Raw genomic sequence first — 24,250 nt, forward strand, 5'->3', positions numbered from 1 at the left:
AAAAAAAAGCGCCACCCTGGGGGTGGCGCTGTTGTGTAACGGGTTGCGGCTTAGCTGCCGGCGACGGTCATGCGTTCGATCAGCACCGAGCCGGTGCGGATATTGCTGCGCAATTCCAGATCGTTACCCACGGCGACGATCTGCTTGAACATGTCGCGCATATTGCCGGCGATGGTCACTTCCTGGACCGCGAACTGGATTTCGCCATTCTCCACCCAGAACCCCGCCGCGCCTCGGGAATAATCGCCCGTCACCATGTTCAAGCCGTGGCCCATCAGCTCGGTCACCAGCAAACCACGGCCCATGCGCCGCAGGAGCGCCGCCTGGTCTTCGTCGCCATGGGTCACGAACAGGTTGTGAACCCCACCGGAGTTGGCGGTACTCGGCAGACCGAGCTTGCGCCCGGCGTAGGTGCCAAGCACGTAGGACACCAGCTCACCGTTCTCGACAAACGGCTTGGCGTAGGTTGCCAGGCCGTCGCCATCAAAGGCCGAGCTGCCCATGGCGCGCATCAGGTGCGGGCGTTCGTCCAGGGTCAGCCACTCCGGAAACAGCTTCTGCCCCAGCGCGCCTTCAAGGAACGACGATTTGCGGTACAGATTACCCCCGGAAATCGCCCCGAGAAAGCTGCCGAACAGACCACCCGCCAGTTCCGCCGAAAACAACACCGGCACTTCGCACGTCGGCACCGGGCGCGCACCCAGGCGGCTCGCCGCCCGTTGCGCGGCGCGCTGGCCGATGCTCACCGGGTCCGCCAACAGCTCACCCTGGCGACTCACGTCATACCAGTAGTCACGCTGCATCTGGCCATCGGCCTCGGCGATCATCACGCAGCTCAAGCTATGGCGCGTCGACGCATAGCCGCCGATAAACCCGTGGCTGTTGCCATACACCCGGCAACCCTGGTGGGTGCTCAGGGTGGTGCCATCGGCATTCTTGATCCGGCTGTCGGCATCAAACGCCGCGGCTTCGCAGGCCAGGGCCTTTTCGATGGCCTGCTCGGGAGTGATATCCCAGGCGTGAAACAGGTCGAAATCCTTGAGATCCCGCGCCATCAAGGCCGCATCCGCCAAACCCGAGGCCTCGTCTTCGGAGGTGTGCTTGGCAATCGCCAGTGCGGCGGCAACCGTCTCGCGAATCGCTTCCGGGCCGCTGGCCGAAGTGCTGGCCGAGCCTTTGCGCTGCCCCACATACAAGGTGATGCCAAAACCCTGGTCGCGGTTGAACTCAACGGTTTCCACTTCCCGCTGGCGTACCGAAGTCGACAGGCCCTGCTCCAGCGACACCGCCACTTCACAGGCACTGGCGCCCTGGCGCTTGGCCTCGGCGATGATCTGCTCAACTTGTTCCTGCAGTGCCGGTAACGCTTGTGGACCGACGCTTTGGGCTGCACTCATGGTTCTCTCCACTCAAATTCTGCTTTCGGTTAAGGCCATCGAGCGACCGGGCCGGACAAGCGGCCCCCGACTGGTTATCATGGCGGCGTTTCTTTGCGGACTGCCACCATGGTTGATTCTTACGACGACTCCCTCGATGGGGAGAAAAGCAAAACCCAGGTCAAACGCGAGCTGCATGCTCTGGTTGATCTCGGCGAGCGCCTTACAACACTCAAGCCGGACTTGATTGCCAAACTGCCACTGACCGACGAAATGCGCCGGGCCTTGGCGGATGCACCCAAGCACACCGCGAATATCGCGCGTAAACGGCACATCATGTTTATCGGCAAGCTGATGCGCGACCAGGACACTGACGCCATTCTGACTTTGCTCGATCAACTCGATGCTTCCACCCGCCAATACAACGAACGTTTCCATAACCTGGAACGTTGGCGTGACCGCCTGATCGGCGGTGACGACGCTGTATTGGAGAAGTTCGTCCTGGACTATCCGGACGCCGACCGCCAGCAACTGCGCTCCCTGATCCGTCAGGCCCAGCACGAACTGGCACAGAACAAGGCGCCGGCCACCAGCCGTAAAATCTTCAAGTACATCCGTGAGCTGGACGAGACTCAACGCGGCCTGCGCTGATCCTCTTCCCCGGGTGGCGGTCTTCGCCACCCGAAGCTCCACGCCTTACGACCCCGTACCACCCACGGTGATCGCATCAATTTTCAGGGTTGGCTGGCCGACACCCACCGGCACCGACTGCCCATCCTTGCCACACATCCCCACACCGCTGTCCAGCGCCAGGTCGTTACCGACCATCGACACCTTGCTCATGGCTTCCGGGCCGTTGCCAATCAGGGTTGCACCCTTGACCGGCGCGGTGATCTTGCCGTCTTCGATCAGATAGGCTTCGCTGGTGGAGAACACGAACTTGCCGCTGGTGATATCCACCTGGCCGCCACCAAGATTGGCGCAATAGATCCCACGCTTCACCGAGGCAATGATCTCTGCCGGGTCGCTTTCGCCCGCGAGCATGTAGGTGTTGGTCATGCGCGGCATCGGCAAATGCGCGTAGGACTCGCGACGGCCGTTGCCGGTACGCGCCACGCCCATCAGGCGCGCGTTGAGCTTGTCTTGCATATAGCCCTTGAGCACGCCATTTTCGATCAACGTGGTGCACTCGGTCGGCGTACCTTCGTCGTCGACGCTCAGGGAACCACGGCGACCGGCCAATGTACCGTCGTCGACAATGGTGCAGAGCTTGGAGGCGACCATTTCGCCCATGCGCCCGCTGTAGGCGGAGCTGCCCTTGCGGTTGAAGTCACCTTCCAGGCCATGCCCCACCGCTTCATGCAGCAAAACCCCGGACCAGCCCGAACCCAGGACCACCGGCAGCGTACCCGCTGGCGCCGGAATGGCTTCCAGGTTGACCAGCGCCTGGCGCAACGCCTCGCGGGCATAGCCCATGGCGCGGTCGTCGGTGAGGAAATAGCGATAATCCGTACGCCCACCGCCACCGTGGCCGCCGCGCTCGCGACGCCCGTTCTGCTCGACGATCACACTGACATTAAAGCGCACCAGCGGGCGCACATCGGCCGCCAGGCTGCCATCGGTGGACGCCACCAGGATGCGCTCCCAGACCCCGGCCATGCTCACGCTCACTTGCTGGATACGCGGGTCGAGGGCCCGGGTTGCAGCATCCACACGCTTGAGCAACTCGACCTTTTCGGCACGGGTCATTACTTCCAGTGGATTATCCGGGCCGTACAACTGGGCCACATCCTGGGTACTGAACGCCTGCACGGTGCCGTGCTGCCCGGCGCGGGAAATCGAACGCGCCGCGCGGGCGGCCAGGCCCAGGGCTTCGAGGGTGATGGCATTGCTATAAGCAAAGCCGGTCTTCTCACCGGACTGCGCGCGCACGCCAACCCCTTGGTCAAGGTTGAAGCTGCCGTCCTTGACGATCCCGTCTTCCAGGGACCATGACTCGGAAATCTGCCCCTGGAAATACAGGTCTGCAGCATCAATACCCGGCCCGGCCAGGTCACCCAGTACGGTTTGCAGACTTTCGATGGTCACGCCACCGGGCGCCAGGAGGTGTTCACTGACTGAGGACAACAACTCGCTCATAGGTTCGGCCTTAAATTCATCGTTCTGAAGCAGGTCGCTGTGCGCCCTGCGAGAAAAAGCGCCGGTGGCCTGCCACCGGCATGCGCGCCCGTATCGACGCTTGTTCGCTGCTATCGCGTTCGGCCAACAACACCGCTTCGCCTTGATCTTGTTGCGCCAGTACGCGCCCCCATGGGTCGATAATTGCCCCATGGCCAAATGTTTCCCGTGGCCCCGGATGCACACCGCCCTGGGCGGCCGCCAGCAGATAGCACTGGGTTTCTATGGCCCGGGCCCGGATCAGCACATCCCAGTGCGCAGCCCCCGTTACCGCCGTAAAGGCCGAAGGCGCAGTAATCAATTCGGCCCCCGCCGCACGCAATTCGCTGTACAACTCGGGGAAGCGCAGGTCATAACAGACCGTCAGCCCCAGGCGCCCAACCGGCGTATCGGCCACCACTACCTGGTTACCGTAAGCATAGTCGTCAGATTCGCGATAACGACCGCGCGCATCCGCCACGTCCACGTCGAACAGATGCAGCTTGTCGTAGCGCGCCACAATCTGCCCCTGCGCGTCGATCAACAGCGAGCACGCATTGGACTTGGCGTCGGGCTGCCCGAGCGGGGGCAACGGCAAGGTACCGGCCACTATCCATAAGTTGAGGTCACGGGCGGCCAGTTTCAACCACGGCAGGATCGGCCCCTCGCCCACAGCTTCGGCGTGGCCGATAGCGGCCACGTCACGGCGGCCCATGGCGGCGAAGTTTTCCGGCAGCACTGCCAGTTGCGCGCCCCCCGCCGCCGCCTGCTCCAGCAACCGCCGGGCCTGGGCCAGGTTGGCCAGAACATCACTCTGGCTGACCATCTGGATTACCGCAAAGGACATGGGCCGACACTCCATAAAAAGCATGGGGCCATGCTACTCCACAGGGGCTTATTGCGGTTTTTCAAATGGCTTGTCGAAGGTGATTTTTGGATCTTTCCATGGCCCTTCCACCTTGTACTGGACGCTGGCAAAACGCGAGACCCGATCGCCAATCAGTTTGTCGATCAGGAACAGTGCGCCGCCAATGGCCGGTGCCCCCACGATCAACGCGGCGATCGGCAGGTTGTTGGTCACCGGCAGGGTCACCAGCAACTTGGCATCGACACGGTCAGCCACCAGGTCCAGCGTGCCGTTAAGCTCCAGGTTGCTCGACGGCCCGGTGAGAACAATCGGCTCACGGGTCACAAACACACCATTGCTGGCGGCCAGCAGGCCCTTGACCCGATCGTAGCTCAGGCCCTTGCCGAGCAAGTCCGAGAAGTCCAGGCGCAAACGCCGGCCAATCGAGTTGAAGTTCAGCAGACCAAACACCCGCAACGCCTGGGCACCGCCCTCGACCTCGACAAACTGGCCCTTGCGGAACGATGCATCCAGGCTCCCGGAAAACCGCTTGGGCCCAACCCACGCAGGCGAACCCGGCCAGCGTCCATCAACATCCAGATGGAAGCTCTGGCTGGTCACGGTGGGCGCGAAGCCCCAGCCTTTAAGCACATCGGCGATATTCTTGCCGTCCAGGCGCCCCTTGTACCAACTGCTGCTGGCGCCCGGCGCCCCTTCCCAGCCACCGGCCCCCTTGAGCCGCATACCCTTGAGGCCCAGGTCGAGGTTGTTGAAGGCCATGCCCTTGGCCGTCGGGCGCACCTTCAAGGACCAGGCACCGATCAAGTCGGGCCCCTGCAACAACTGGCCAATGGAAATATCCAGCGCCGGAATGTCCTTGGGATCAATGTTCGCCAGGGGATCAGGCGCGTTCTCGTCGGCCTGTACCGTGGGGTCAACCGCCGGTAGCTTCACGTATTGCAGATTGATGGCGATGGGTGCGCCCTTGGCATCCGGCAGGCCAATAGCCCCCTTGGCTTGCTGGCTGTCGAGCTGCAGCCCCCAGGCCGCGGGCTTGCGCTCCAGTTGCAGGCTGACCTGGTCGAATTGAGTACCAAAGCCTGTCAGCTTGCCGATCTTGAAATCGGCACTGCTCAACAGTTGCTTGGCATTGCCACTCGGATCATTGCCGGCGTAGCGGTCCACCAGTTTCTTCCACGGATCTATATCCAGCTCCGACAGCACCCCGCGAATCCGCAGGCCCTTGCCACCGGGCAGCAAGGCATCGCCATCCCCGAGGAACAGTTCGCCACGGCCCTGGGCAAAGTTGTTCGCCGGGGCTGCAAAGGTAAAGTTCGCCAGCTCGCCGTAATCAAACCAGTAGCGTCGCTCTGCGCCCTGCAAGGTCATGCGGAACACACTGGCGCGGCCCTGACCGGCGGACATGCCAAACGGAGCAGGCAAATCCACCGCCACGCCCTTGAGGTTGGAACTGACCCGCAACTGGCTGTCGGCACCGTCCAGGTCCAGTTGCAGTTGATACGGGATATCCCCGGACACCGGCAGCGGCTGGCCGACTTTCAGCCAGTCGGTGAGGCGCTTGACCGTCACCTGGCCCTTGGCGGTGACCCGCGTGCTGAGATTGCCCGGCTTGCCACCGGCAGCAATCTGCGCCGTGATCGGCCGGTCAAAGGCCTGGGCACTGATGTTCTGGCCACTCAGGCCCTTGGTGCTGTCGAAGCGGAATTCGCCCTTGAGCTGGTTCAGGTCCAGGGTCGGCTCGGCCAGTTGCAGGTGCGCCTTGTCAGTCTTGAAGTCCACCACGATTTTCGGCTCGGTGCCTTTGGCCAGGGGGATGTCCAGGTCGAGTGAACCTTGCAGGTCGCCCTCGCCTTTCCAGCCGGCAAACGTCGACGCCGTGCCGATGGGGGCTTCCTGCAGGATCTTCAGGCCGTCACCCAGCCCACCGGCAAACCCGCCCGTCAGCAGCAGATGACTGTCATGGCCAGGAAGCGCATGGGGAATGTTGACGTAGATATCCTTGACCTTGGTGTCGAGCAATTGCCCCTTGCTGGCCAGGATGCGCACACCGGTTTCTTCGACAAACACTTCACCGGTCACCTTGCTCACATGGGGCCAGCCAGGCTGGAACGCCAGCTCGGCGTCATGCACCTTGAAGAACAGGCTGATATTGCGCGCCGCCATCACCGCATCGTGGTTCAACGAGCCTTGATACTGGAAGAAGCCTTCATCGACCGCGCCCTTGAGAATGGCCGTACGCAGCCATTCATCCAGGGCCGGGCTCAACACGGCCGGTAGGTATTTGGGAGTAAAGCGTCCATCGCCCTCGACCATGCCGACCCGCAGGTCCATGTAGTCTTCCTGGCTATGATCGAAATGCAGGCGAATCAGGAAGTCCGCCGCGACCTTGCCCTCTTCCCCCAGCACCTTGATATACGGAGCGATCAGCGTGAAGCCTTGTTTATCCAGCCTCCACGTCAGGCGCGCGTTGGCCTGGATGTACTGCCAGGGCTTGGCGAAAATCGGGTACAGGTGCAAGGCAAAGTCCTTGCTGTCCATGCGCAGCTCGCCCTGGCCCAGGTCGCCGCTGATGCTGCCGGAGACATTGCGGGCCGCCGGTGCGCCGAAATACGCATCAAAGCCCACCCGCTCGAGGTTGGCGGCAAAGCTGACGCGCTGATCGCCCGTCTCCTGGGGACGATAATCCACCAGGACATTGCGCAGCACGCCCGTGGCTTTCAACGCTTCGACGGTCTTGGCAAAACCCTCGGGCAATGGCGCCAGGGCGTTGAGCAAGGGGGTGATCGGCGTCAGGTCCAGGCGGTCGGCCTGCAGGTTCCAGGTTTCCTGAGCCTTGTCGGTGGCCAGGGTTTGCTGCAATTGCAGGTGCGACTCCCAACGGGTGTCGCCCAGGTTCATGGCCAGCGAGTCGAAGACCACCTTAAGGCCGCGATCACTGCGTTGCAGGTAGGCCGTCAGGCCCAGGTTGTGGATGCTCACGGGTTTGCGCTGGGCATACCGCACCTTCACTTGCGGCGCATTGAGCCGCGCGGCGGCGCTTTGCAGCGTTCCGCCGGCCCAGGTCAGCCAGAGTTCGCCGCCGGCTTTCAGCTCATTGAGTTTCCAGTCCCGGGTCAACTTCGCCGGAATCCATTGCGCCCAATTGCTCTGGGGCAGGCTCAGGTAGGCCTGGACTTCACCATCGCGCCACTGGCTAGCGCGGATCCGCGTGCGCAGGCTGAGGGCCAGCGGCTGCCCATCGGGCAAGGTCAGGCGTGCATCCAGGCGTTGGCGGGTGGCACCGGTTTGCAGGCTCAGGCCCACATAGGTCAAGGTCAGCGGCGCTTGTTCAAACGGTTGCAAAGTGACCTGGCTGTCGAGCAGCGAAATCTTCGCCACCGCTTGCATGCGCGTGAGCAGTCGTTCCGGGTCCAGGGGCTGGTCGTCCTGCACAGGCAGGCCTTGCAGCGCCCAACGGCCGTCCTGGTCCTCCTTGACACTGAGCTGCAATCCGCTGACTTCCAAGTGGGCAATGCGCACATCCCACGCCAGCAAGCTGGCCCAGAGATCGGGCACCACTTGCACCTGGTCCAGGCGCAAGGCACTGCTGCCCTCGCCGACCATCACGTCATGGGCCAGCAAGACCGGGGCAAAGCCGCTCCAGCGCCCTTCCAGGCTGCCAATGCTCAGGGGCATGTCGACCGCCGCCTGCGCCTTGGCCTCGACTTCGGCACGGTACTCCGCCACCAATGGCGTCAATTCACGGCCCAGGCTGACGTAGACCGCCGCCAGTACCAACAGCAATGCACACAGGCCAAGGCCCCAACGGGTCAGTGCGGCAAAAAAGCGTTGTAGACGCTCCATGTCAGGCGACCCTCAAGGTAATAGTCGGACGGCAGATCAAGGTCTGGCGGTCTCGTTGAACAGGACGGATGCGAATCAGAGCAGCACCACGTCGTATTGTTCCTGTGAATACATGGTTTCGACCTGGAAACGGATGGTACGGCCAATGAAGCCCTCCAGTTCCGCAACGTTGCCCGACTCTTCGTCGAGCAACCGATCAACCACCTTCTGATTGGCCAGGACTCTATAACCCTCGGCCTGGTAAGCGCGTGCCTCTCGTAGAATTTCCCGGAAAATCTCGTAGCAAACCGTTTCCGGGGTCTTCAACTTGCCGCGGCCCTGGCAACTGCTGCACGGTTCGCACAGCACTTGCTCAAGGCTTTCACGGGTACGCTTGCGGGTCATCTGTACCAGGCCCAACTCGGTGATCCCGATGATGTTGGTCTTGGCGTGATCGCGCTCCAGCTGCTTTTCAAGGGTGCGCAACACCTGGCGCTGGTGTTCTTCATCTTCCATGTCGATGAAGTCGATGATGATGATCCCGCCCAGGTTGCGCAGGCGCAGTTGACGGGCAATGGCGGTGGCGGCTTCGAGGTTGGTCTTGAAGATGGTTTCTTCAAGGTTGCGATGGCCGACGAAGGCGCCGGTGTTGACGTCAATGGTGCTCATGGCTTCGGCCGGGTCGACCACCAGGTAGCCACCGGACTTGAGCGGCACCTTGCGCTCCAGGGCCTTCTGGATTTCGTCCTCGACGCCATACAGGTCGAAAATCGGCCGTTCGCCGGGGTAGTGTTCCAGGCGATCGGCGATTTCCGGCATCAGTTCGGCGACAAATTGCGTGGTGCGCTGGAAGGTTTCCCGCGAGTCGATGCGGATTTTCTCGATCTTCGGGCTGACCAGATCACGCAGGGTTCGCAGGGCCAGGCCCAGGTCTTCGTAGATGACACTCGGCGCGCCGACGGTCTTGATCTGGGCCGCGATCTGGTCCCACAGGCGCCGCAGGTAGCGGATGTCCATCAGGATTTCATCGGCACCGGCACCTTCGGCGGCAGTGCGCAGGATAAAGCCGCCCGCCTCTTTGATACCTTCGGCCGCCACGCAATCGCTGACCACCTTTTTCAGGCGCTCACGCTCACCTTCGTCTTCGATTTTCAGGGAAATACCGACGTGGGCGGTGCGCGGCATGTACACCAGGTAACGCGAAGGAATCGACAATTGCGTGGTCAGGCGCGCGCCCTTGGAACCAATCGGGTCTTTGGTGACTTGCACCACCAGGCTCTGCCCTTCGTGCACCAGGGCGCTGATGCTCTCGACCGCAGGGCCTTCGCGCAGGGAGATTTCCGAGGCATGGATAAATGCGGCACGGTCCAGGCCGATATCGACAAAGGCTGCCTGCATGCCCGGCAACACCCGCACAACCTTACCTTTATAGATATTGCCAACGATCCCGCGCTTCTGGGTGCGCTCGACGTGCACTTCCTGCAAAACACCGTTTTCTACCACCGCCACGCGCGATTCCATCGGCGTGATATTGATCAGAATCTCTTCACTCATGGCTGGGTCTCGTTCAGGCGTTTTCACAATAGTGGCCGATCGCTTAAAGGTGGCGCTGGAGTAGAGCGTTCAGCGCACGGAAAGGTGTTGCCAACAGGGTATGCCGAAATGGCCCAGCAGTTCTGCTGTTTCGCAGACCGGCAGGCCAACGACTGCCGAGTAGCTGCCATTGAGCCCGGCGACAAATACCGCCGCCAACCCTTGGATAGCATAGCCGCCCGCCTTGTCCTGGGGTTCACCGCTGTGCCAGTAAGTCGTTGCTTCTTGTGTGGAAACCTGGCGAAAGCGCACGCGACTGCTGACCAGGCGCGTTTCGCAACGCTGGCCATCAAGCAGCGCAATGGCGGTGAGGACTTCGTGCTCACGATCAGAAAGGGCCAGCAGCATGGCCAGGGCATCGGCCTGGTCCACGGGCTTACCGAGGATCCGGCCATCCAGGATGACGGCAGTATCGGCCCCTAGCACGCAGGCATTTGCGGTATCGGCTAATGTCGCCAGGCCTGCAGCGGCTTTGCCACGGGCCAGGCGCTCGACGTAGGACGCAGGCGACTCGTCGCCCAGGGGTGTTTCATCAATAGCGGCGTTGACCACGGTGAACGGCACGCCAATCTGGGTCAGCAGTTCACGCCGCCGAGGAGAGCCGGAGGCCAGATAAAGCGATTGCATTGCAAACTCTCCCTGCGGGTTCGATAACCAGGCAGAGCTTCGCGCCCCACTCAATTGATTTTATAGCGGCGACACAAACCACGCAGACCGAAGCTGACCCATGGCCACAACAGCGCGCTGACCAGCGCCGGCAAGACCAGCGCGAGGGTCGGCTGGCGGTTACCGGTCAAGGCGCTAAGCCACAGTTGCACCAACTGGGCCAGACCGAAGATCACCAGGATCACCAGGCATTGCTGCCACATCGGAAACATGCGCAGGCGTTGCTGCAGCGACAGCACCAGGAAGGTGATCAGCGTGAGAATCAAGGCGTTCTGGCCGAGCAAGGTGCCATACATCACGTCTTCAGCCAGCCCCAGGCACATCGCGGTGACCATGCCGACCTTGTGCGGCAAGGCCAGGGCCCAGAAGGCCAGCAGCAAGGCCAGCCACAGCGGGCGCAGGATTTCCATGAATTGCGGCATCGGCGAAACGCTGAGCAACATACCGATGGCGAAGGTCAACCAGACCATCCAGCCATTGCGTGAATGTGTACCGGCCATTATTGCGCCCCCTGTCGAGTGGTTGCCGGCGCAGGTGCAGCAGCAGCAGGCGTGGACGCCGCAGGCCTGACCGGCCGGGCAGGTGTTGCCGAAGCGGGCGCGGCGGGTGCAGCCGGTGTCGCCACTGGCGCTGCCGGTGTCGCAGGCTTGGGTACGGTGGCCGGGATGATCGGCGTGGTGGTGCCGTCCTGCCGGTCCTGCGCTTCCTGGGCCTGGGCAGCCTCGTTGGCGCGCTCTTCCGGCGTGCGCGTGTCACTGAACACCAGCAACAGGTAGCGGCTACGGTTCAGCGCGGCTGTCGGCACGGCACGGACAATCGCGAATGGCTGGCCGGAATCGTGGATCACTTCCTTGACCGTCGCCACCGGATAGCCCGCCGGGAATCGCTGGCCGAGGCCGGAGCTGACCAGCAGGTCGCCTTCCTTGATGTCAGCGGTGTCGGCCACATGCCGCAATTCCAGGCGTTCCGGGTTGCCGGTACCGCTGGCAATCGCCCGCAGGCCATTGCGATTGACCTGCACCGGAATGCTGTGGGTGGTGTCGGTGAGCAGCAGCACGCGGGAGGTATAGGGCATCAACTCCACCACCTGGCCCATCAGGCCACGGGCATCGAGCACCGGCTGGCCAAGGACCACGCCATCGCGCTCGCCCTTGTTGATGATGATGCGATGGGTGAAGGGGTTGGGGTCCATGCCGATCAACTCGGCCACTTCGACCTTTTCGTTGACCAACGCGGAAGAATTGAGCAACTCGCGCAGCCGGACGTTCTGCTCGGTCAGGGCCGCAAGCTTTTGCATGCGCCCCTGCAGCAGCAGGTTTTCGGTCTTGAGCTTTTCGTTCTCGGCCACCAGTTCTGTGCGGCTGCCAAACTGGCTGGCCACACCTTGCCATAGCCGTTGCGGCAGGTCGGTGATCCAGTAGGACTGCATCAATACCAGCGACATCTGGCTACGCACTGGCTTGAGCAGTGTGAAGCGGGCATCGACCACCATCAGCGCGACCGATAGCACGACCAGCACCAACAAGCGCACGCCCAATGAGGGGCCTTTAGTGAAGAGCGGTTTAATAGGCCGCTACTCCCGGGCAGATATTCTCTTTATTCATACGGCATCAAACCGGCCTGGATGCAGATTGAAGAAGATAAACGCCAACAGGCAGCACTGCAAAGTGCTGCCTGTTGGCGAAACATGGCGCAACCAACGATCTTATTCGCTGGAGAGTAGGTCCATGGTGTGTTTATCCATCATTTCCAGTGCACGACCACCGCCACGGGCAACGCAGGTCAGCGGGTCTTCGGCGACGATCACCGGTAGGCCGGTTTCCTGGGCCAGCAGCTTGTCGAGGTCACGCAGCAAGGCGCCACCACCGGTCAGCACCAGGCCACGCTCGGCGATATCGGAAGCCAGTTCCGGCGGCGACTGCTCCAGCGCGCTCTTGACCGCCTGAACGATGGTGGCCAGGGACTCTTGCAGAGCTTCCAGCACTTCATTGGAGTTCAGGGTAAAGGCACGTGGCACGCCCTCAGCCAGGTTGCGACCGCGAACATCGACTTCGCGCACTTCGCCACCCGGGTAGGCGGTACCGATTTCCTGCTTGATGCGCTCGGCGGTGGATTCGCCGATCAGGCTGCCGTAGTTACGACGCACATACGTGATGATCGCTTCGTCGAAGCGGTCGCCGCCAACCCGTACGGATTCGGCATACACCACGCCATTGAGGGAGATCAGGGCGATTTCAGTGGTACCGCCACCGATATCCACCACCATCGAACCGCGCGCTTCTTCAACCGGCAGGCCGGCACCGATGGCAGCGGCCATTGGCTCTTCGATCAGGAACACTTCGCGGGCACCGGCACCAAGGGCCGATTCACGGATGGCACGACGCTCCACCTGGGTGGATTTGCACGGTACGCAGATCAGCACACGAGGGCTGGGCTGCAGGAAACTGTTTTCATGAACCTTGTTGATGAAGTACTGCAGCATCTTCTCGCAGACACTGAAGTCGGCGATCACGCCGTCTTTCATCGGACGAATGGCGGCAATGTTGCCAGGTGTACGGCCGAGCATGCGCTTGGCCTCGGTGCCCACGGCAACGACACTTTTCTGATTACCATGGGTCCGAATGGCCACAACCGATGGCTCATTCAGGACGATACCGCGCTCGCGCACGTAAATAAGGGTGTTGGCAGTGCCCAGGTCGATGGAAAGATCGCTGGAAAACATGCCACGCAGTTTCTTGAACATGGGAAAGGGACCCTAGGCAACGCGTGGGTAAAAAAGTGCGGCAAACTCTAACAACGACAGGGATTTTGGGCAAGGCGCCAATGTGCTAAATTGGCCGACTTTCTGTGCACCTAACCCCACAATCGCGGCCTTATGACCGTAGAAATGCGGTAGTGTTCCGACAATCTAACACACGGATAGCTTCCGTTCTGTTTTCCACTGGAGAATCCCATGGCGCTTGAACGCTCCGACGTGGAAAAAATCGCTCATTTGGCCTGCCTGGGCCTCAATGAAGCCGATCTTCCACAGACCACCGCAGCCCTGAACAGCATTCTCGGGCTGGTCGACCAGATGCAAGCGGTGAATACCGATGGCATCGAACCCCTGGCCCACCCACTGGAAGCCAGCCAGCGCCTGCGCGCAGACGTCGTGACCGAACGCAATAATCGCGAGGCCTACCAGTCCATCGCACCAGCGGTCGAAAACGGCCTGTACCTGGTTCCGAAAGTCATCGACTAAAGGGAAAGAGCCTGCAATGCATCAATTGACTCTGGCCGAGATCGCCCGCGGTCTCGCCGACAAAAAGTTTTCTTCCGAAGAGCTGACCAAGGCCCTGCTGGCGCGTATCACCGCGCTGGACCCGAAGGTCAACAGCTTCATCAGCCTCACCGAAGAGCTGGCCCTTAGCCAGGCCAAGGCCGCTGACGCCCGTCGCGCCAACGGTGAAGGCGGCGCGCTGCTGGGTGCGCCAATCGGTCACAAGGACCTGTTCTGCACCCAGGGCATCCGCACCAGCTGCGGCTCGAAGATGCTCGATAACTTCAAGGCGCCCTACGATGCGACCGTGGTCGCCAAGCTGGCCGAAGCCGGGGCCGTGACCCTGGGCAAGACCAACATGGACGAATTCGCCATGGGCTCGGCCAACGAATCGAGCTACTACGGCGCGGTGAAAAACCCGTGGAACCTGGAGCACGTGCCCGGCGGTTCGTCCGGTGGTTCGGCTGCAGCCGTGGCCGCCCGCCTGCTTCCGGCCGCCACAGCCACCGATACCGGCGGCTCGATCCGCCAGCCTGCCGCGTTCACCAACCTCACCGGCCTGAAACCGACCTACGGTCGTGTTTCCCGCTGGGGCATGATTGCCTACGCGTCCAGCCTCGACCAGGGCGGCCCTTTGGCCCGCACTGCCGAAGACTGCGCAATATTGTTACAAGGCATGGCCGGGTTCGATGCGAAGGACTCCACCAGCATTGATGAACCGGTGCCGGACTACAGCGCCAGCCTCAATACCTCGATCCAAGGCCTGCGCATCGGCGTGCCGAAAGAGTATTTCAGCGCCGGCCTCGACCCGCGTATCGCCGAGCTGGTGCACAACAGCGTCAAGGAGCTGGAAAAGCTCGGCGCGGTGATCAAGGAAATCAGCCTGCCGAACAACCAGCACGCAATTCCGGCGTACTACGTGATCGCCCCGGCAGAGGCCTCGTCGAACCTGTCGCGCTTCGACGGCGTGCGTTTCGGCTACCGCTGTGAAGACCCGAAAGACCTCACCGACCTGTACAAGCGCTCCCGTGGCGAAGGTTTCGGCGTGGAAGTACAACGCCGGATCATGGTCGGTGCCTACGCCCTGTCGGCCGGTTACTACGACGCGTACTACCTCAAGGCGCAAAAGATCCGTCGCCTGATCAAGAACGACTTCATGGCAGCCTTTAATGAAGTCGACGTGATCCTCGGCCCAACCACGCCAAACCCGGCCTGGAAGATCGGCGCCAAGACCGGCGACCCGATCGCCGAATACCTGGAAGACCTGTACACCATCACCGCCAACCTCGCCGGCCTGCCGGGCTTGTCCATGCCTGCAGGCTTTGTCGACGGTTTGCCAGTGGGCGTGCAACTACTCGCCCCGTATTTCCAGGAAAGCCGCTTGCTCAATGTGGCGCACCAGTACCAGTTGCACACTGACTGGCACACTCGCACCCCAACCGGCTTCTGAGGAGAACACTATGCAATGGGAAGTTGTGATCGGGCTGGAGATTCATACCCAGCTCGCCACCCAATCGAAGATTTTCTCCGGTAGCGCCACCACGTTCGGCTCCGAGCCCAACACCCAGGCCAGCCTGGTAGACCTGGGCATGCCTGGCGTACTGCCAGTACTGAACCAGGAAGCCGTGCGCATGGCGGTGATGTTCGGCCTGGCGATTGACGCCGAGATCGGCCAGCACAACGTGTTTGCGCGCAAGAACTACTTCTACCCGGACCTGCCCAAGGGCTACCAGATCAGCCAGATGGAATTGCCGATCGTCGGCAAGGGCTACCTGGATATCCCTCTGGAAGACGGCACGATCAAACGCGTCGGCGTGACCCGTGCGCACCTGGAAGAAGATGCCGGCAAGAGCCTGCATGAAGAATTCAATGGCGCCACCGGCATCGACCTGAACCGCGCCGGCACGCCGCTGCTGGAGATCGTGTCCGAGCCGGACATGCGCAGTGCCAAGGAAGCCGTGGCCTACGTCAAGACCATCCACGCGCTGGTGCGCTACCTGGGCATCTGCGACGGCAACATGGCCGAAGGCTCCCTGCGTTGCGACTGCAACGTGTCGGTGCGGCCAAAAGGCCAGGTCGAGTACGGCACCCGCTGCGAGATCAAGAACGTCAACTCGTTCCGTTTCATCGAGAAGGCGATCAACACCGAAGTCCGTCGCCAGATCGAGCTGATCGAAGACGGCGGCAAAGTGATCCAGCAGACCCGCCTGTACGACCCGAACAAAGACGAAACCCGTGCCATGCGCAGCAAAGAGGAAGCCAACGACTACCGTTACTTCCCCGATCCGGACCTGTTGCCAGTGGTGCTCGAGGATTCGTTCCTCAATGACGTGCGCGCCACCCTGCCGGAATTGCCACCGCAAAAACGCGAGCGTTTCCAGGCGCAGTTCGGTCTGTCGGTGTATGACGCCAGCGTGCTGGCTTCGAGCCGCGAGCAAGCCGACTACTTCGAAAAAGTCGTGAGCATTGCCGGTGACGCCAAGCTGGCCGCCAACTGGGTCATGGTCGAACTGGGCAGCCTGTTGAACAAACAGGGCCTGGAAATCGACGAAGCCCCGGTCTCGGCCGAACAACTGGGCGGCATGTTGCTGCGCATCAAGGACAACACCATCTCCGGCAAAATCGCCAAGACCGTATTCGAGGCCATGGCCAGCGGTGAAGGCAACGCCGACGAGATCATCGAGAAGCGCGGCCTCAAGCAAGTCACCGACAGCGGCGCCATCTCGGCCGTGCTGGATGAAATGCTGGCGGCCAACGCCGAGCAGGTCGAGCAATACCGTGCGGCGGATGAAGCCAAGCGCGGCAAGATGTTCGGCTTCTTTGTGGGCCAGGCGATGAAAGCCTCCAAAGGCAAGGCCAACCCGCAACAGGTGAACGAATTGCTCAAGAGCAAGCTCGAAGGCTGATAGCAATGAATGGTCCGAGCGGGATTTTACTTGCGACTCGGACCCCATGTGGGAGCGGCGGTGCGACGACTCGAAGCGTCGCACCGCCGCTCCCACATTTGTAATGGGGATATTTTGATAATGAAGCGTCTACTCGGCCTCTGCGCCCTGTTCTCCCTGCTCACCGGCTGCGCCAGTGGCCTGATCGACCCCAACGGTTACGACGAAACCGGCACCGCGTCCTACTACGGCGCCAAGCACCACGGCAAGAAAACCGCCAGCGGTGAACCCTTCAACCAACACGCAATGACCGCCGCCCACAGACGCCTGCCATTCGGCACGCGGGTGCAGGTCACCAACCTGTCCAACGATAGATCCGTGGTGGTACGCATCAATGATCGCGGCCCACACACCCGTGGCCGACTGATTGATCTTTCACGCCAGGCCGCCGAACAGTTGGGTATGCTGCGCAGCGGAACCGCGCGCGTGCGCGTACAAGCCCTGAGCAACTGACTGTCGGAGCCCTGACCATTTTCGGATTAAGCGCCCTCTCGCCCATCAGCCTGATTGAACTGATCAGCGGCCTGCTGCTGCTGATTGCCGGCGCCGAAATGCTGGTACGCGCCGCCGTGCGCCTGGCCGCCAGCCTCAAGGTCAGGCCGCTGATCATTGGCTTGAGCATCGTGGCCTTTGGCAGCAGCGCGCCGCAAATCGCCGTCAGCCTGCAGGCCACCCTGGCCGGCAATACCGATATTGCCGTGGGCAGTGTGATCGGCAGCAGCATCTTCAATATCCTCGTCACCCTGGGCCTGTCGGCGCTGATCATTCCCTTGCGCGTGTCGCGCCAACTGGTGCGCCTGGATATCCCGGTGATGATCGGCGCCAGCCTGCTGCTGTTTATTCTCGCCAGCGATGAGGCCCTGACCCCGCTTGACGGCCTGACCCTGCTGGTCGCCCTACTCGCCTACCTCGCTCTGTTGCTGTACCAGACCCGCCATTCGCGCCGCCCGCGGACCCGCGACACCGTGGTGCAGGCGCCGTGGTTGAGCAGTTTGCTGTGGATGATCGGTGGGCTCGTGCTGCTGGTGATCGCCGGGCACCTGGTGCTGGGGGCGGCGGTGGAAGTGGCCGGCGACCTGGGCCTGTCCGAGCGGGTGATCGGCCTGACCATCGTTGCCGTCAGTACCTCCCTGCCGTGCCTCGCCACATCCCTGATCGCCGCCGTACGCGGCGAGCGGGAGATTGCGGTGGGCAACGTGATCGGCAGCAACCTGTTCAACCTGTTGGGGGTACTGGGCTTTACCGCGCTGGTGGCGCCGTCGCCCTTGTCGGTATCGCCCAATGCCCTGGATTTCGACCTGCCGGTAATGCTCGGCGTCGTGGTGTTGTGCTTGCCGGTGTTTTACACCGGCTACCGCATTACCCGCGCCGAAGGCTTGCTGCTGCTGGGCTTGTACCTGGCGTATGGGCTGCATGTGCTGTCGTTCACCACCGGCATGCCGCTGGCCAATAAACTCGAACAACTGATGCTGTACTACGTGCTGCCAGCGCTGGTGGCTTTCCTGTTGTTCACCTCGCTGCGAGCCTGGCGCCGCCAACACCACAAGAGGGAATCGCAATGACCGATCAACCGAAATCCGGCGAGCAAATGCGTCGCCAGGTCATGGGTGATGTGTTTGTCGACCGCGCGCTGGGCAATGCCACCGAGTTCACCCAGCCACTGCAGGACTTCGTCAACGAACATGCCTGGGGCGGGGTGTGGAACCGTGAAGGCCTGCCACTGAAGACCCGCAGCCTGATTACACTCGCGGCATTGACTGCCTTGAAGTGCCCGCAGGAACTCAAGGGCCATGTGCGCGGCGCGCTGAATAATGGCTGTACTGTTGAAGAAATTCGCGAGGCGCTGCTGCATTGCGCGGTGTATGCCGGCGTGCCGGCGGCGATTGATGCGTTTCGGGCGGCGCAGGAAGTGATTGAGGCGTATCAGTCAGGCCCGCAGTGACTGTTAGATCGCTATCGCGGGCAAGCCCGCTCCCACAATTTTGATTGTGCACACCTTCACCAGAACATTTCAGATCCAGCCACCCGCCTGCAACACGAAGATCCCGATATTAGTGGTCACCGCCGCCATCAAGGTGGTGATCACAATGATCGCTGCCGCCAACTCGTGGTTGCCCTGGGCCGCGCGAGCCATGACAAAACTGGCGGCGGCCGTCGGCGCGCCGAAATACAAAAACAGGATCCCCAGTTCCGGCCCGCGGAACCCGTACAGCCACGCGCCGGCAGTCGCCACCAGGGGCAGCCAGATCATCTTCATCAGGCTGGCGCTCAGGGCAATGCTGCCGCTTTTCCGCAGGGCAGCCATGGACAACGTGCCGCCGATACAGATCAACGCCAATGGCAATGTTGTATCTGCCAGGTATTGCCCGGACTTTTCCAGCCAGCCGGGCAAGCCAATCTGGAAATACGCGAAGGGTGTGGCCGCAATCACGCTGATAATCAATGGATTGGCCAACACGCTTTTGCAGATGCTCCACGGATCGGACTTGATCACCGGACTGTAGACCGCCAGCACGATGGTCGACAGGGTGTTGTAGAACAGGATCACCAGGGCGGCGAGGATCGCGCCAAGGGAAATCCCGTAGTCGCCGTACATACTGGCCGCCAGTGCCAGGCCGATCACCCCGTTGTTACCACGAAATGCACCTTGGGCATAAATACCCCGGTCCTCACGCGGGCAACGGAAAATCGCCCACCCCCAGGCCAGGGCGAAGCCGACCAACGTCGCAACCGAGAAATAAATCAGCAGTTCTGGCTTGAGCGCCGAATGCAGGTCGGCGTGCAGAATCCCCAGAAACAGCAACGCCGGCATGGTGACGTTAAACACCAAGGCCGACGCAGTGTGGATAAAGTCGTCGTTGATCCAGTTGATGCGCTTGAGCAGGACGCCCAGGAACAGCATGGCAAACACCGGCGCGGTGATGGTCAGGGTTTGCAGGAAGATAGCCAGCATGCCAGGGAGAACCTTGGTGAGGGTCAGTAGGTGGCTAATCATAAAACATCCAGCACCATTGCGCCCGGCAGGCCTCCATCGCGAGCAAGCCCGCGATGATGCGACACGGTCTCAGGTGATCGGCGCCGGATTGAACAACGTAATGTCATTGTGCAATTTATGCCGCTCGGCCCAGGTCTGCTTCTTGCCACTGGCTACATCCAGGTAGAAGTGGAACAACTCCCAGCCCAGCTCCTCGATGGTCGCACGGCCGGTGGCGATGCGTCCGGCGTCGATATCGATCAGGTCTGGCCAGCGCTGGGCCAGTTCCGTGCGGGTCGAGACCTTCACCACCGGCGCCATCGCCAGCCCGTAAGGCGTGCCGCGACCGGTGGTGAAGACGTGCAGGTTCATCCCCGCCGCCAGTTGCAAGGTGCCGCAGACAAAATCGCTGGCCGGTGTCGCGCAAAAGATCAGGCCTTTGCCCTTGAAGCGCTCGCCCGGCCCCAGTACGCCGTTGATCGCGCTGCTGCCGGATTTGACGATGGAGCCCAGGGACTTCTCGACAATGTTCGACAACCCGCCCTTCTTGTTGCCCGGCGTGGTGTTGGCGCTGCGGTCGGCCTCGCCCTTGGCCAGATAGCGGTCGTACCAATCCATTTCCCGTACCAGTTCCCGGGCAACGTCTTGGCTCTCGGCACGGGAGGTCAGCAGGTAAATGGCATCGCGCACTTCAGTGACTTCGGAAAACATCACCGTCGCCCCGGCCCGCAGCAATAAGTCCGAGGCGTAACCCAGCGCCGGGTTGGCGGTGATCCCGGAAAACGCGTCACTGCCGCCGCATTGCATGCCGAGGATCAGCTCCGAGGCCGGTACGGTTTCCCGCCGGCGCAGGTCGAGTTTCTTCAGGCGGACTTCGGCCAGCGCCATGACCTGCTCGATCATTTCACTGAAGCCGTGGCTGGCGTCCTGCAGGCGGTACAGCCACGGCTCGCTGAGGTCCACCGAGCTGTCGTTGTCGTGCATCACTTGCCCGGCCTGCAATTTCTCGCAGCCCAGGCTGATCACCAGCGCTTCGCCCCCCAGGTTCGGGTTGCGTGCCAGGTTGCGCACAGTGCGGATCGGGATATAGGCGTCGGTGGCGGTAATGGCCACGCCACAGCCGTAGCTGTGGGTCAGTGCCACTACGTCATCGACATTCGGGTACTTGGGCAGTAACTCGTCCTTGATGCGCTTGACCGCATGGTCCAGCACGCCGGTCACGCACTGCACAGTGGTGGTGATGCCAAGGATATTGCGCGTACCGACGGTGCCGTCGGCATTGCGATAACCTTCGAAAGTAAAGCCTTCCAATGGCGCCTGGGCCTCGGGGACCTCGGTGGACAGCGGCAGGCTGTCCAGCGGCGGTGCGGTAGGCATGCGCAGTTGATCTTCCTGGACCCAACTGCCGCGCGGTATCGGCTGCAAGGCGTAACCGATGGTTTGGCCATAGCGAATGATCTGACCACCTTGCGGGATATCTTCCAGGGTCACCTTGTGGCTCTGGGGGATGAACTCCACGGTCACCAGGCCGTCCGGGAACTCGGTGCCCGCCGGCACGCCCTGGTCATTGACCACGATTACTACGTTGTCGCGCTCGTGCAGACGAATGGAGCGCGGCGAGTCGGCATGTTCAATCAACTGCATCACACGGCCCCTTCAGGATTGCGCTTGGGAAAGGTTAGTCAACTCGGGGCCTTTGCTCGGTGGCTCGTTGAGCACCACGCGCTTGATCGGGCCGACGATCACCAGGTAGCTGAATACCGCCACCAGCGCATTGGCGCCGACGAACACCAGGGCCCACTTGAACGAACCGGTAGTGCTGATGATGTAGCCAATCACGATGGGCGTGGTGATGGAAGCCAGGTTGCCGAAGGTGTTGAACAAGCCGCCGCTGAGGCCGGCGATTTGTTTCGGCGAGGTGTCAGACACCACCGCCCAACCCAGTGCGCCAACGCCTTTGCCGAAGAAGGCCAGGGCCATAAAGCCGACCACCATCCATTCCACATCCACGTAGTTGCAGGCAATGATGCTACTGGAGACCAACAAACCGGCAATGATCGGCGCCTTGCGAGCGAAGGTCAGGGAGTGGCCCTTGCGCAACAGGTAATCGGAAATCACCCCGCCCAGCACGCCGCCGATAAAACCGCAGATCGCCGGCAACGAGGCGATAAAACCGGCCTTGAGGATGGTCATGCCACGGTCCTGCACCAGGTACACGGGGAACCAGGTGAGAAAGAAGTAGGTAATACCGTTGATGCAGTACTGGCCCAGGTAGACCCCGAGCATCATGCGGTTGGTCAGCAACTGGCGGATGTAATCCCACTTCGGCCCGTCGGTTTTCTTACCCTTGGCCTTGTCCTGATCCATATCGACCATCGCCCCGTTGGCAGCGATGTGGTTGAACTCGGCTTCGTTGATCAGCGGGTGCTGGCGCGGGCTGTAGATTACTTTCAGCCAGATCAGCGAGAACACGATGCCGATCACGCCCATCACGATAAACACGTGCTGCCAGCCGAAGCTGTAGACGATCCAGCCCATCAGCGGTGCAAACAACACAGTGGCGAAGTACTGCGCCGAGTTGAAGATCGCCGAAGCCGTACCGCGTTCGGCAGTGGGGAACCAGGCCGCGACAATCCGTGCGTTACCGGGGAAGGATGGCGCCTCTGCCAGGCCCACCAAGAATCGCAGCATAAACAGCGCCACCACGGCGGTGGAGACCCCGAACTCACCGACATAGCCTTGTAGCACGGTGAACAGCGACCAGGTGAAGATGCTCAGGGCATAGACTTTTTTCGAGCCGAAACGGTCGAGCAGCCAGCCGCCGGGGATTTGCCCGGCAACATAGGCCCAACCGAACGCAGAGAAGATATAACCGAGGGTGACCGCGTCGATGCCGAGGTCTTTTTGCAGGCTGGAACCTGCGATGGCGATGGTGGCGCGGTCGGCGTAGTTGATCGTGGTCACCAGGAACAGCATGAGCAAGATCAAATAACGGACGTGCGTCGGCTTGGTCGCTTGCATGTAGATGTACTCCCACTAATTATTTTTTTTGCGGGTAATGGTTTTGGTGCTGCGCACTGCTTTTTTGTGGGAGCTGGATTGCCGGCTCCCACACGTATTGCGTTTACGAGCCGATGTAGCTGGTTTTCACCACGGTGTAGAACTCTTGCGCATAGCGACCTTGCTCACGCGAACCGTAGGATGAGCCCTTACGCCCACCAAAGGGAACGTGATAATCCACACCCGCCGTCGGCAGGTTGACCATCACCATCCCGGCCTGGGAGTGGCGCTTGAAGTGGTTGGCATACTTGAGCGAGGTGGTGGCAATGCCTGCCGACAAACCGAACTCGGTGTCGTTGGCCATGGCCAGTGCCGCTTCGTAGTCCGCCACGCGCACGACATTGGCCACCGGGCCGAAGATTTCTTCACGGCTGATGCGCATGGCGGCCTGGCTGTCGGCGAACAGAGTCGGCGCCAGGAAGTAACCTTCGGTGTCACACGTCACCAAACCACCACCGCTGACCAGCCGCGCACCCTCGCCCTGGCCGATGTCGATGTATTTCAGGTCCTGGTCCAGTTGGGCCTGGGACACCACCGGACCGATATCGGTGCCCGCGTGCAGGGCATGGCCGACCTTGATCGACTGCATGCGCTCGGCCATGGCCGCGACGAATCGGTCGTGGATCCCCGCCGTGACGATAAAGCGACTGGACGCCGTGCAACGCTGGCCGGTGGAGTAGAACGCGCTCTGCACCGACAACTCGACGGCCTGCTTGAGGTCGGCATCGTCGAGAATGATCTGCGGGTTTTTGCCGCCCATCTCCAACTGCACCTTGGCCTGGCGCGACACGCAACTGACTGCGATCTGTCGGCCCACGCCCACGGAGCCGGTAAAGCTGATGCCATCGACCTGCGGGCTGTTGACCAGCGCATCGCCGACGACGCGGCCGCTGCCCATCACCAGGTTGAACACACCACTGGGGAAGCCGGCGCGGGAGATGATTTCGGCCAGGGCCCAGGCACAGCCGGGCACCAGGTCTGCCGGCTTGAGCACCACGCAGTTGCCGTAGGCCAGGGCCGGGGCGATTTTCCAGGCGGGGATGGCAATCGGGAAGTTCCACGGGGTAATCAGGCCCACCACGCCCAAGGCTTCGCGGGTGACTTCGACATTGACCCCAGGGCGCACCGACGGCAGGTAATCACCGGACAGGCGCAGGCACTCGCCGGCAAAAAACTTGAAGATATTACCGGCACGGGTCACTTCGCCGATGGCTTCCGGCAGGGTCTTGCCCTCTTCGCGGGCCAGCAGCGTACCGAGTTCTTCACGGCGGGCGAGGATCTCGCTGCCGACTTTATCCAGGGCGTCATGCCGGGCCTGGATGCCGGAGGTCGACCACGCCGGGAACGCCGCGCGGGCCGCGTCGATGGCGGCGTTGACCTGGGCCAGGTCGGCCGTGGCGAAATCGCCGATGACATCCGACAGATCCGACGGGTTGATATTGCTTGAGTAGTCCGCACCGGCCACCCATTGGCCGCCGATGTAGTTGTCAAAACGCTTGGCTTGGGACACGCCTCTTCTCCTTACGCAAA

General features: G+C 61.7%; 20 protein-coding genes. 7 read left to right on the top strand and 13 right to left on the bottom strand.

All coding sequences use genetic code 11. The features are described from left to right. Positions 1 to 50 precede the first annotated feature (50 nt). Positions 51 to 1,397 carry a metalloprotease PmbA gene (gene pmbA, locus PSH73_RS21830; RefSeq protein WP_057958457.1) on the bottom strand — a complete coding sequence of 449 codons (1,347 nt, stop codon included), beginning with the start codon at positions 1,395 to 1,397 and terminating at the stop codon, positions 51 to 53. Between the two features lie 108 nt (positions 1,398 to 1,505). Between pmbA and yjgA the strand changes: the two genes are divergently transcribed. Beyond that, a complete protein-coding gene (yjgA, locus tag PSH73_RS21835; RefSeq protein WP_029291815.1) occupies positions 1,506 to 2,027 on the top strand; it encodes a ribosome biogenesis factor YjgA in 522 nt (173 codons plus the stop codon). 45 nt (positions 2,028 to 2,072) lie between these two features. Here the strand turns inward: yjgA and tldD are convergent, their stop codons facing one another. From tldD to mreB, 8 genes are all read right to left on the bottom strand, one after another. Next, a complete protein-coding gene (gene tldD / locus PSH73_RS21840) occupies positions 2,073 to 3,515 on the bottom strand; it encodes a metalloprotease TldD (RefSeq protein ID WP_057958456.1) in 1,443 nt (480 codons plus the stop codon). A gap of 16 nt (positions 3,516 to 3,531) precedes the next feature. Next, a complete protein-coding gene (locus tag PSH73_RS21845) occupies positions 3,532 to 4,380 on the bottom strand; it encodes a carbon-nitrogen hydrolase family protein (protein WP_057958455.1) in 849 nt (282 codons plus the stop codon). Between the two features lie 48 nt (positions 4,381 to 4,428). Beyond that, complete coding sequence (locus PSH73_RS21850) at positions 4,429 to 8,244, bottom strand: YhdP family protein (protein WP_305418339.1); 3,816 nt, start codon at positions 8,242 to 8,244, stop codon at positions 4,429 to 4,431. A 75-nt stretch (positions 8,245 to 8,319) separates the two neighbouring features. Continuing rightward, positions 8,320 to 9,777, bottom strand: coding sequence for a ribonuclease G (gene rng / locus PSH73_RS21855; RefSeq protein WP_115128995.1), 1,458 nt, complete (start codon positions 9,775 to 9,777; stop codon positions 8,320 to 8,322). A 69-nt stretch (positions 9,778 to 9,846) separates the two neighbouring features. Continuing rightward, on the bottom strand, positions 9,847 to 10,443 hold the full coding sequence (locus tag PSH73_RS21860) for a nucleoside triphosphate pyrophosphatase (RefSeq protein ID WP_115128996.1): 597 nt from the start codon (positions 10,441 to 10,443) through the stop codon (positions 9,847 to 9,849). A gap of 50 nt (positions 10,444 to 10,493) precedes the next feature. Beyond that, complete coding sequence (gene mreD / locus PSH73_RS21865; protein ID WP_057438103.1) at positions 10,494 to 10,982, bottom strand: rod shape-determining protein MreD; 489 nt, start codon at positions 10,980 to 10,982, stop codon at positions 10,494 to 10,496. Beyond that, positions 10,982 to 12,019 (bottom strand): rod shape-determining protein MreC, encoded by a 1,038-nt coding sequence (mreC, locus tag PSH73_RS21870; RefSeq protein ID WP_253207558.1) that lies wholly within the window; start codon positions 12,017 to 12,019, stop codon positions 10,982 to 10,984. Before mreC ends, mreD begins: the two co-directional genes overlap by 1 nt. Before the next feature lie 168 nt (positions 12,020 to 12,187). Further along, the gene (gene mreB, locus PSH73_RS21875) at positions 12,188 to 13,225 is read right to left on the bottom strand and encodes a rod shape-determining protein MreB (RefSeq protein ID WP_002555108.1); all 1,038 of its coding nucleotides are present in this window, start codon (positions 13,223 to 13,225) and stop codon (positions 12,188 to 12,190) included. A 210-nt stretch (positions 13,226 to 13,435) separates the two neighbouring features. Between mreB and gatC the strand changes: the two genes are divergently transcribed. From gatC to PSH73_RS21905, 6 genes are all read left to right on the top strand, one after another. Continuing rightward, positions 13,436 to 13,723, top strand: coding sequence for an Asp-tRNA(Asn)/Glu-tRNA(Gln) amidotransferase subunit GatC (gatC, locus tag PSH73_RS21880; protein ID WP_003216077.1), 288 nt, complete (start codon positions 13,436 to 13,438; stop codon positions 13,721 to 13,723). Between the two features lie 16 nt (positions 13,724 to 13,739). Beyond that, positions 13,740 to 15,191, top strand: a complete 1,452-nt coding sequence (gene gatA, locus PSH73_RS21885; RefSeq protein WP_057438095.1) for an Asp-tRNA(Asn)/Glu-tRNA(Gln) amidotransferase subunit GatA — start codon at positions 13,740 to 13,742, stop codon at positions 15,189 to 15,191. 10 nt (positions 15,192 to 15,201) lie between these two features. Beyond that, on the top strand, positions 15,202 to 16,647 hold the full coding sequence (gatB, locus tag PSH73_RS21890; protein ID WP_057438093.1) for an Asp-tRNA(Asn)/Glu-tRNA(Gln) amidotransferase subunit GatB: 1,446 nt from the start codon (positions 15,202 to 15,204) through the stop codon (positions 16,645 to 16,647). 120 nt (positions 16,648 to 16,767) lie between these two features. Then, complete coding sequence (locus tag PSH73_RS21895; protein ID WP_057958448.1) at positions 16,768 to 17,139, top strand: septal ring lytic transglycosylase RlpA family protein; 372 nt, start codon at positions 16,768 to 16,770, stop codon at positions 17,137 to 17,139. Positions 17,140 to 17,237: 98 nt separating this feature from the next. Beyond that, positions 17,238 to 18,248, top strand: a complete 1,011-nt coding sequence (locus PSH73_RS21900; RefSeq protein WP_233098269.1) for a calcium/sodium antiporter — start codon at positions 17,238 to 17,240, stop codon at positions 18,246 to 18,248. Continuing rightward, a complete protein-coding gene (locus PSH73_RS21905; RefSeq protein WP_057958446.1) occupies positions 18,245 to 18,628 on the top strand; it encodes a carboxymuconolactone decarboxylase family protein in 384 nt (127 codons plus the stop codon). The genes PSH73_RS21900 and PSH73_RS21905 overlap by 4 nt, the downstream gene beginning before the upstream one ends. 69 nt (positions 18,629 to 18,697) lie before the next feature. Here the strand turns inward: PSH73_RS21905 and PSH73_RS21910 are convergent, their stop codons facing one another. The 4 genes from PSH73_RS21910 to PSH73_RS21925 all read right to left on the bottom strand — a co-directional run bounded on the left by PSH73_RS21910 (position 18,698) and on the right by PSH73_RS21925 (position 24,230). Next, a complete protein-coding gene (locus PSH73_RS21910; RefSeq protein ID WP_057438376.1) occupies positions 18,698 to 19,639 on the bottom strand; it encodes an AEC family transporter in 942 nt (313 codons plus the stop codon). A gap of 111 nt (positions 19,640 to 19,750) precedes the next feature. Beyond that, complete coding sequence (gene garD / locus PSH73_RS21915) at positions 19,751 to 21,304, bottom strand: galactarate dehydratase (protein ID WP_305461353.1); 1,554 nt, start codon at positions 21,302 to 21,304, stop codon at positions 19,751 to 19,753. A gap of 12 nt (positions 21,305 to 21,316) precedes the next feature. Then, positions 21,317 to 22,681 (bottom strand): MFS transporter, encoded by a 1,365-nt coding sequence (locus PSH73_RS21920; RefSeq protein ID WP_029291889.1) that lies wholly within the window; start codon positions 22,679 to 22,681, stop codon positions 21,317 to 21,319. 103 nt (positions 22,682 to 22,784) lie between these two features. Further along, the gene (locus tag PSH73_RS21925; protein ID WP_057958440.1) at positions 22,785 to 24,230 is read right to left on the bottom strand and encodes an aldehyde dehydrogenase family protein; all 1,446 of its coding nucleotides are present in this window, start codon (positions 24,228 to 24,230) and stop codon (positions 22,785 to 22,787) included. Positions 24,231 to 24,250: the final 20 nt, after the last annotated feature.

This window comes from Pseudomonas sp. FP2294, from assembly GCF_030687625.1.
GTDB lineage: Bacteria > Pseudomonadota > Gammaproteobacteria > Pseudomonadales > Pseudomonadaceae > Aquipseudomonas > Aquipseudomonas shahriarae.

Excerpts from the sequence above, each read along its gene's own strand:
- pmbA (WP_057958457.1), bottom strand. The coding sequence starts at position 1,397 with ATGAGTGCAGCCCAAAGCGTCGGTCCACAAGCGTTACCGGCACTGCAG.
- yjgA (WP_029291815.1), top strand. The coding sequence starts at position 1,506 with ATGGTTGATTCTTACGACGACTCCCTCGATGGGGAGAAAAGCAAAACC.
- tldD (WP_057958456.1), bottom strand. The coding sequence starts at position 3,515 with ATGAGCGAGTTGTTGTCCTCAGTCAGTGAACACCTCCTGGCGCCCGGT.
- PSH73_RS21845 (WP_057958455.1), bottom strand. The coding sequence starts at position 4,380 with ATGTCCTTTGCGGTAATCCAGATGGTCAGCCAGAGTGATGTTCTGGCC.
- PSH73_RS21850 (WP_305418339.1), bottom strand. The coding sequence starts at position 8,244 with ATGGAGCGTCTACAACGCTTTTTTGCCGCACTGACCCGTTGGGGCCTT.
- rng (WP_115128995.1), bottom strand. The coding sequence starts at position 9,777 with ATGAGTGAAGAGATTCTGATCAATATCACGCCGATGGAATCGCGCGTG.
- PSH73_RS21860 (WP_115128996.1), bottom strand. The coding sequence starts at position 10,443 with ATGCAATCGCTTTATCTGGCCTCCGGCTCTCCTCGGCGGCGTGAACTG.
- mreD (WP_057438103.1), bottom strand. The coding sequence starts at position 10,982 with ATGGCCGGTACACATTCACGCAATGGCTGGATGGTCTGGTTGACCTTC.
- mreB (WP_002555108.1), bottom strand. The coding sequence starts at position 13,225 with ATGTTCAAGAAACTGCGTGGCATGTTTTCCAGCGATCTTTCCATCGAC.
- gatC (WP_003216077.1), top strand. The coding sequence starts at position 13,436 with ATGGCGCTTGAACGCTCCGACGTGGAAAAAATCGCTCATTTGGCCTGC.
- gatA (WP_057438095.1), top strand. The coding sequence starts at position 13,740 with ATGCATCAATTGACTCTGGCCGAGATCGCCCGCGGTCTCGCCGACAAA.
- gatB (WP_057438093.1), top strand. The coding sequence starts at position 15,202 with ATGCAATGGGAAGTTGTGATCGGGCTGGAGATTCATACCCAGCTCGCC.
- PSH73_RS21895 (WP_057958448.1), top strand. The coding sequence starts at position 16,768 with ATGAAGCGTCTACTCGGCCTCTGCGCCCTGTTCTCCCTGCTCACCGGC.
- PSH73_RS21900 (WP_233098269.1), top strand. The coding sequence starts at position 17,238 with ATGCTGGTACGCGCCGCCGTGCGCCTGGCCGCCAGCCTCAAGGTCAGG.
- PSH73_RS21905 (WP_057958446.1), top strand. The coding sequence starts at position 18,245 with ATGACCGATCAACCGAAATCCGGCGAGCAAATGCGTCGCCAGGTCATG.
- PSH73_RS21910 (WP_057438376.1), bottom strand. The coding sequence starts at position 19,639 with ATGCTGGCTATCTTCCTGCAAACCCTGACCATCACCGCGCCGGTGTTT.
- garD (WP_305461353.1), bottom strand. The coding sequence starts at position 21,304 with ATGCAGTTGATTGAACATGCCGACTCGCCGCGCTCCATTCGTCTGCAC.
- PSH73_RS21920 (WP_029291889.1), bottom strand. The coding sequence starts at position 22,681 with ATGCAAGCGACCAAGCCGACGCACGTCCGTTATTTGATCTTGCTCATG.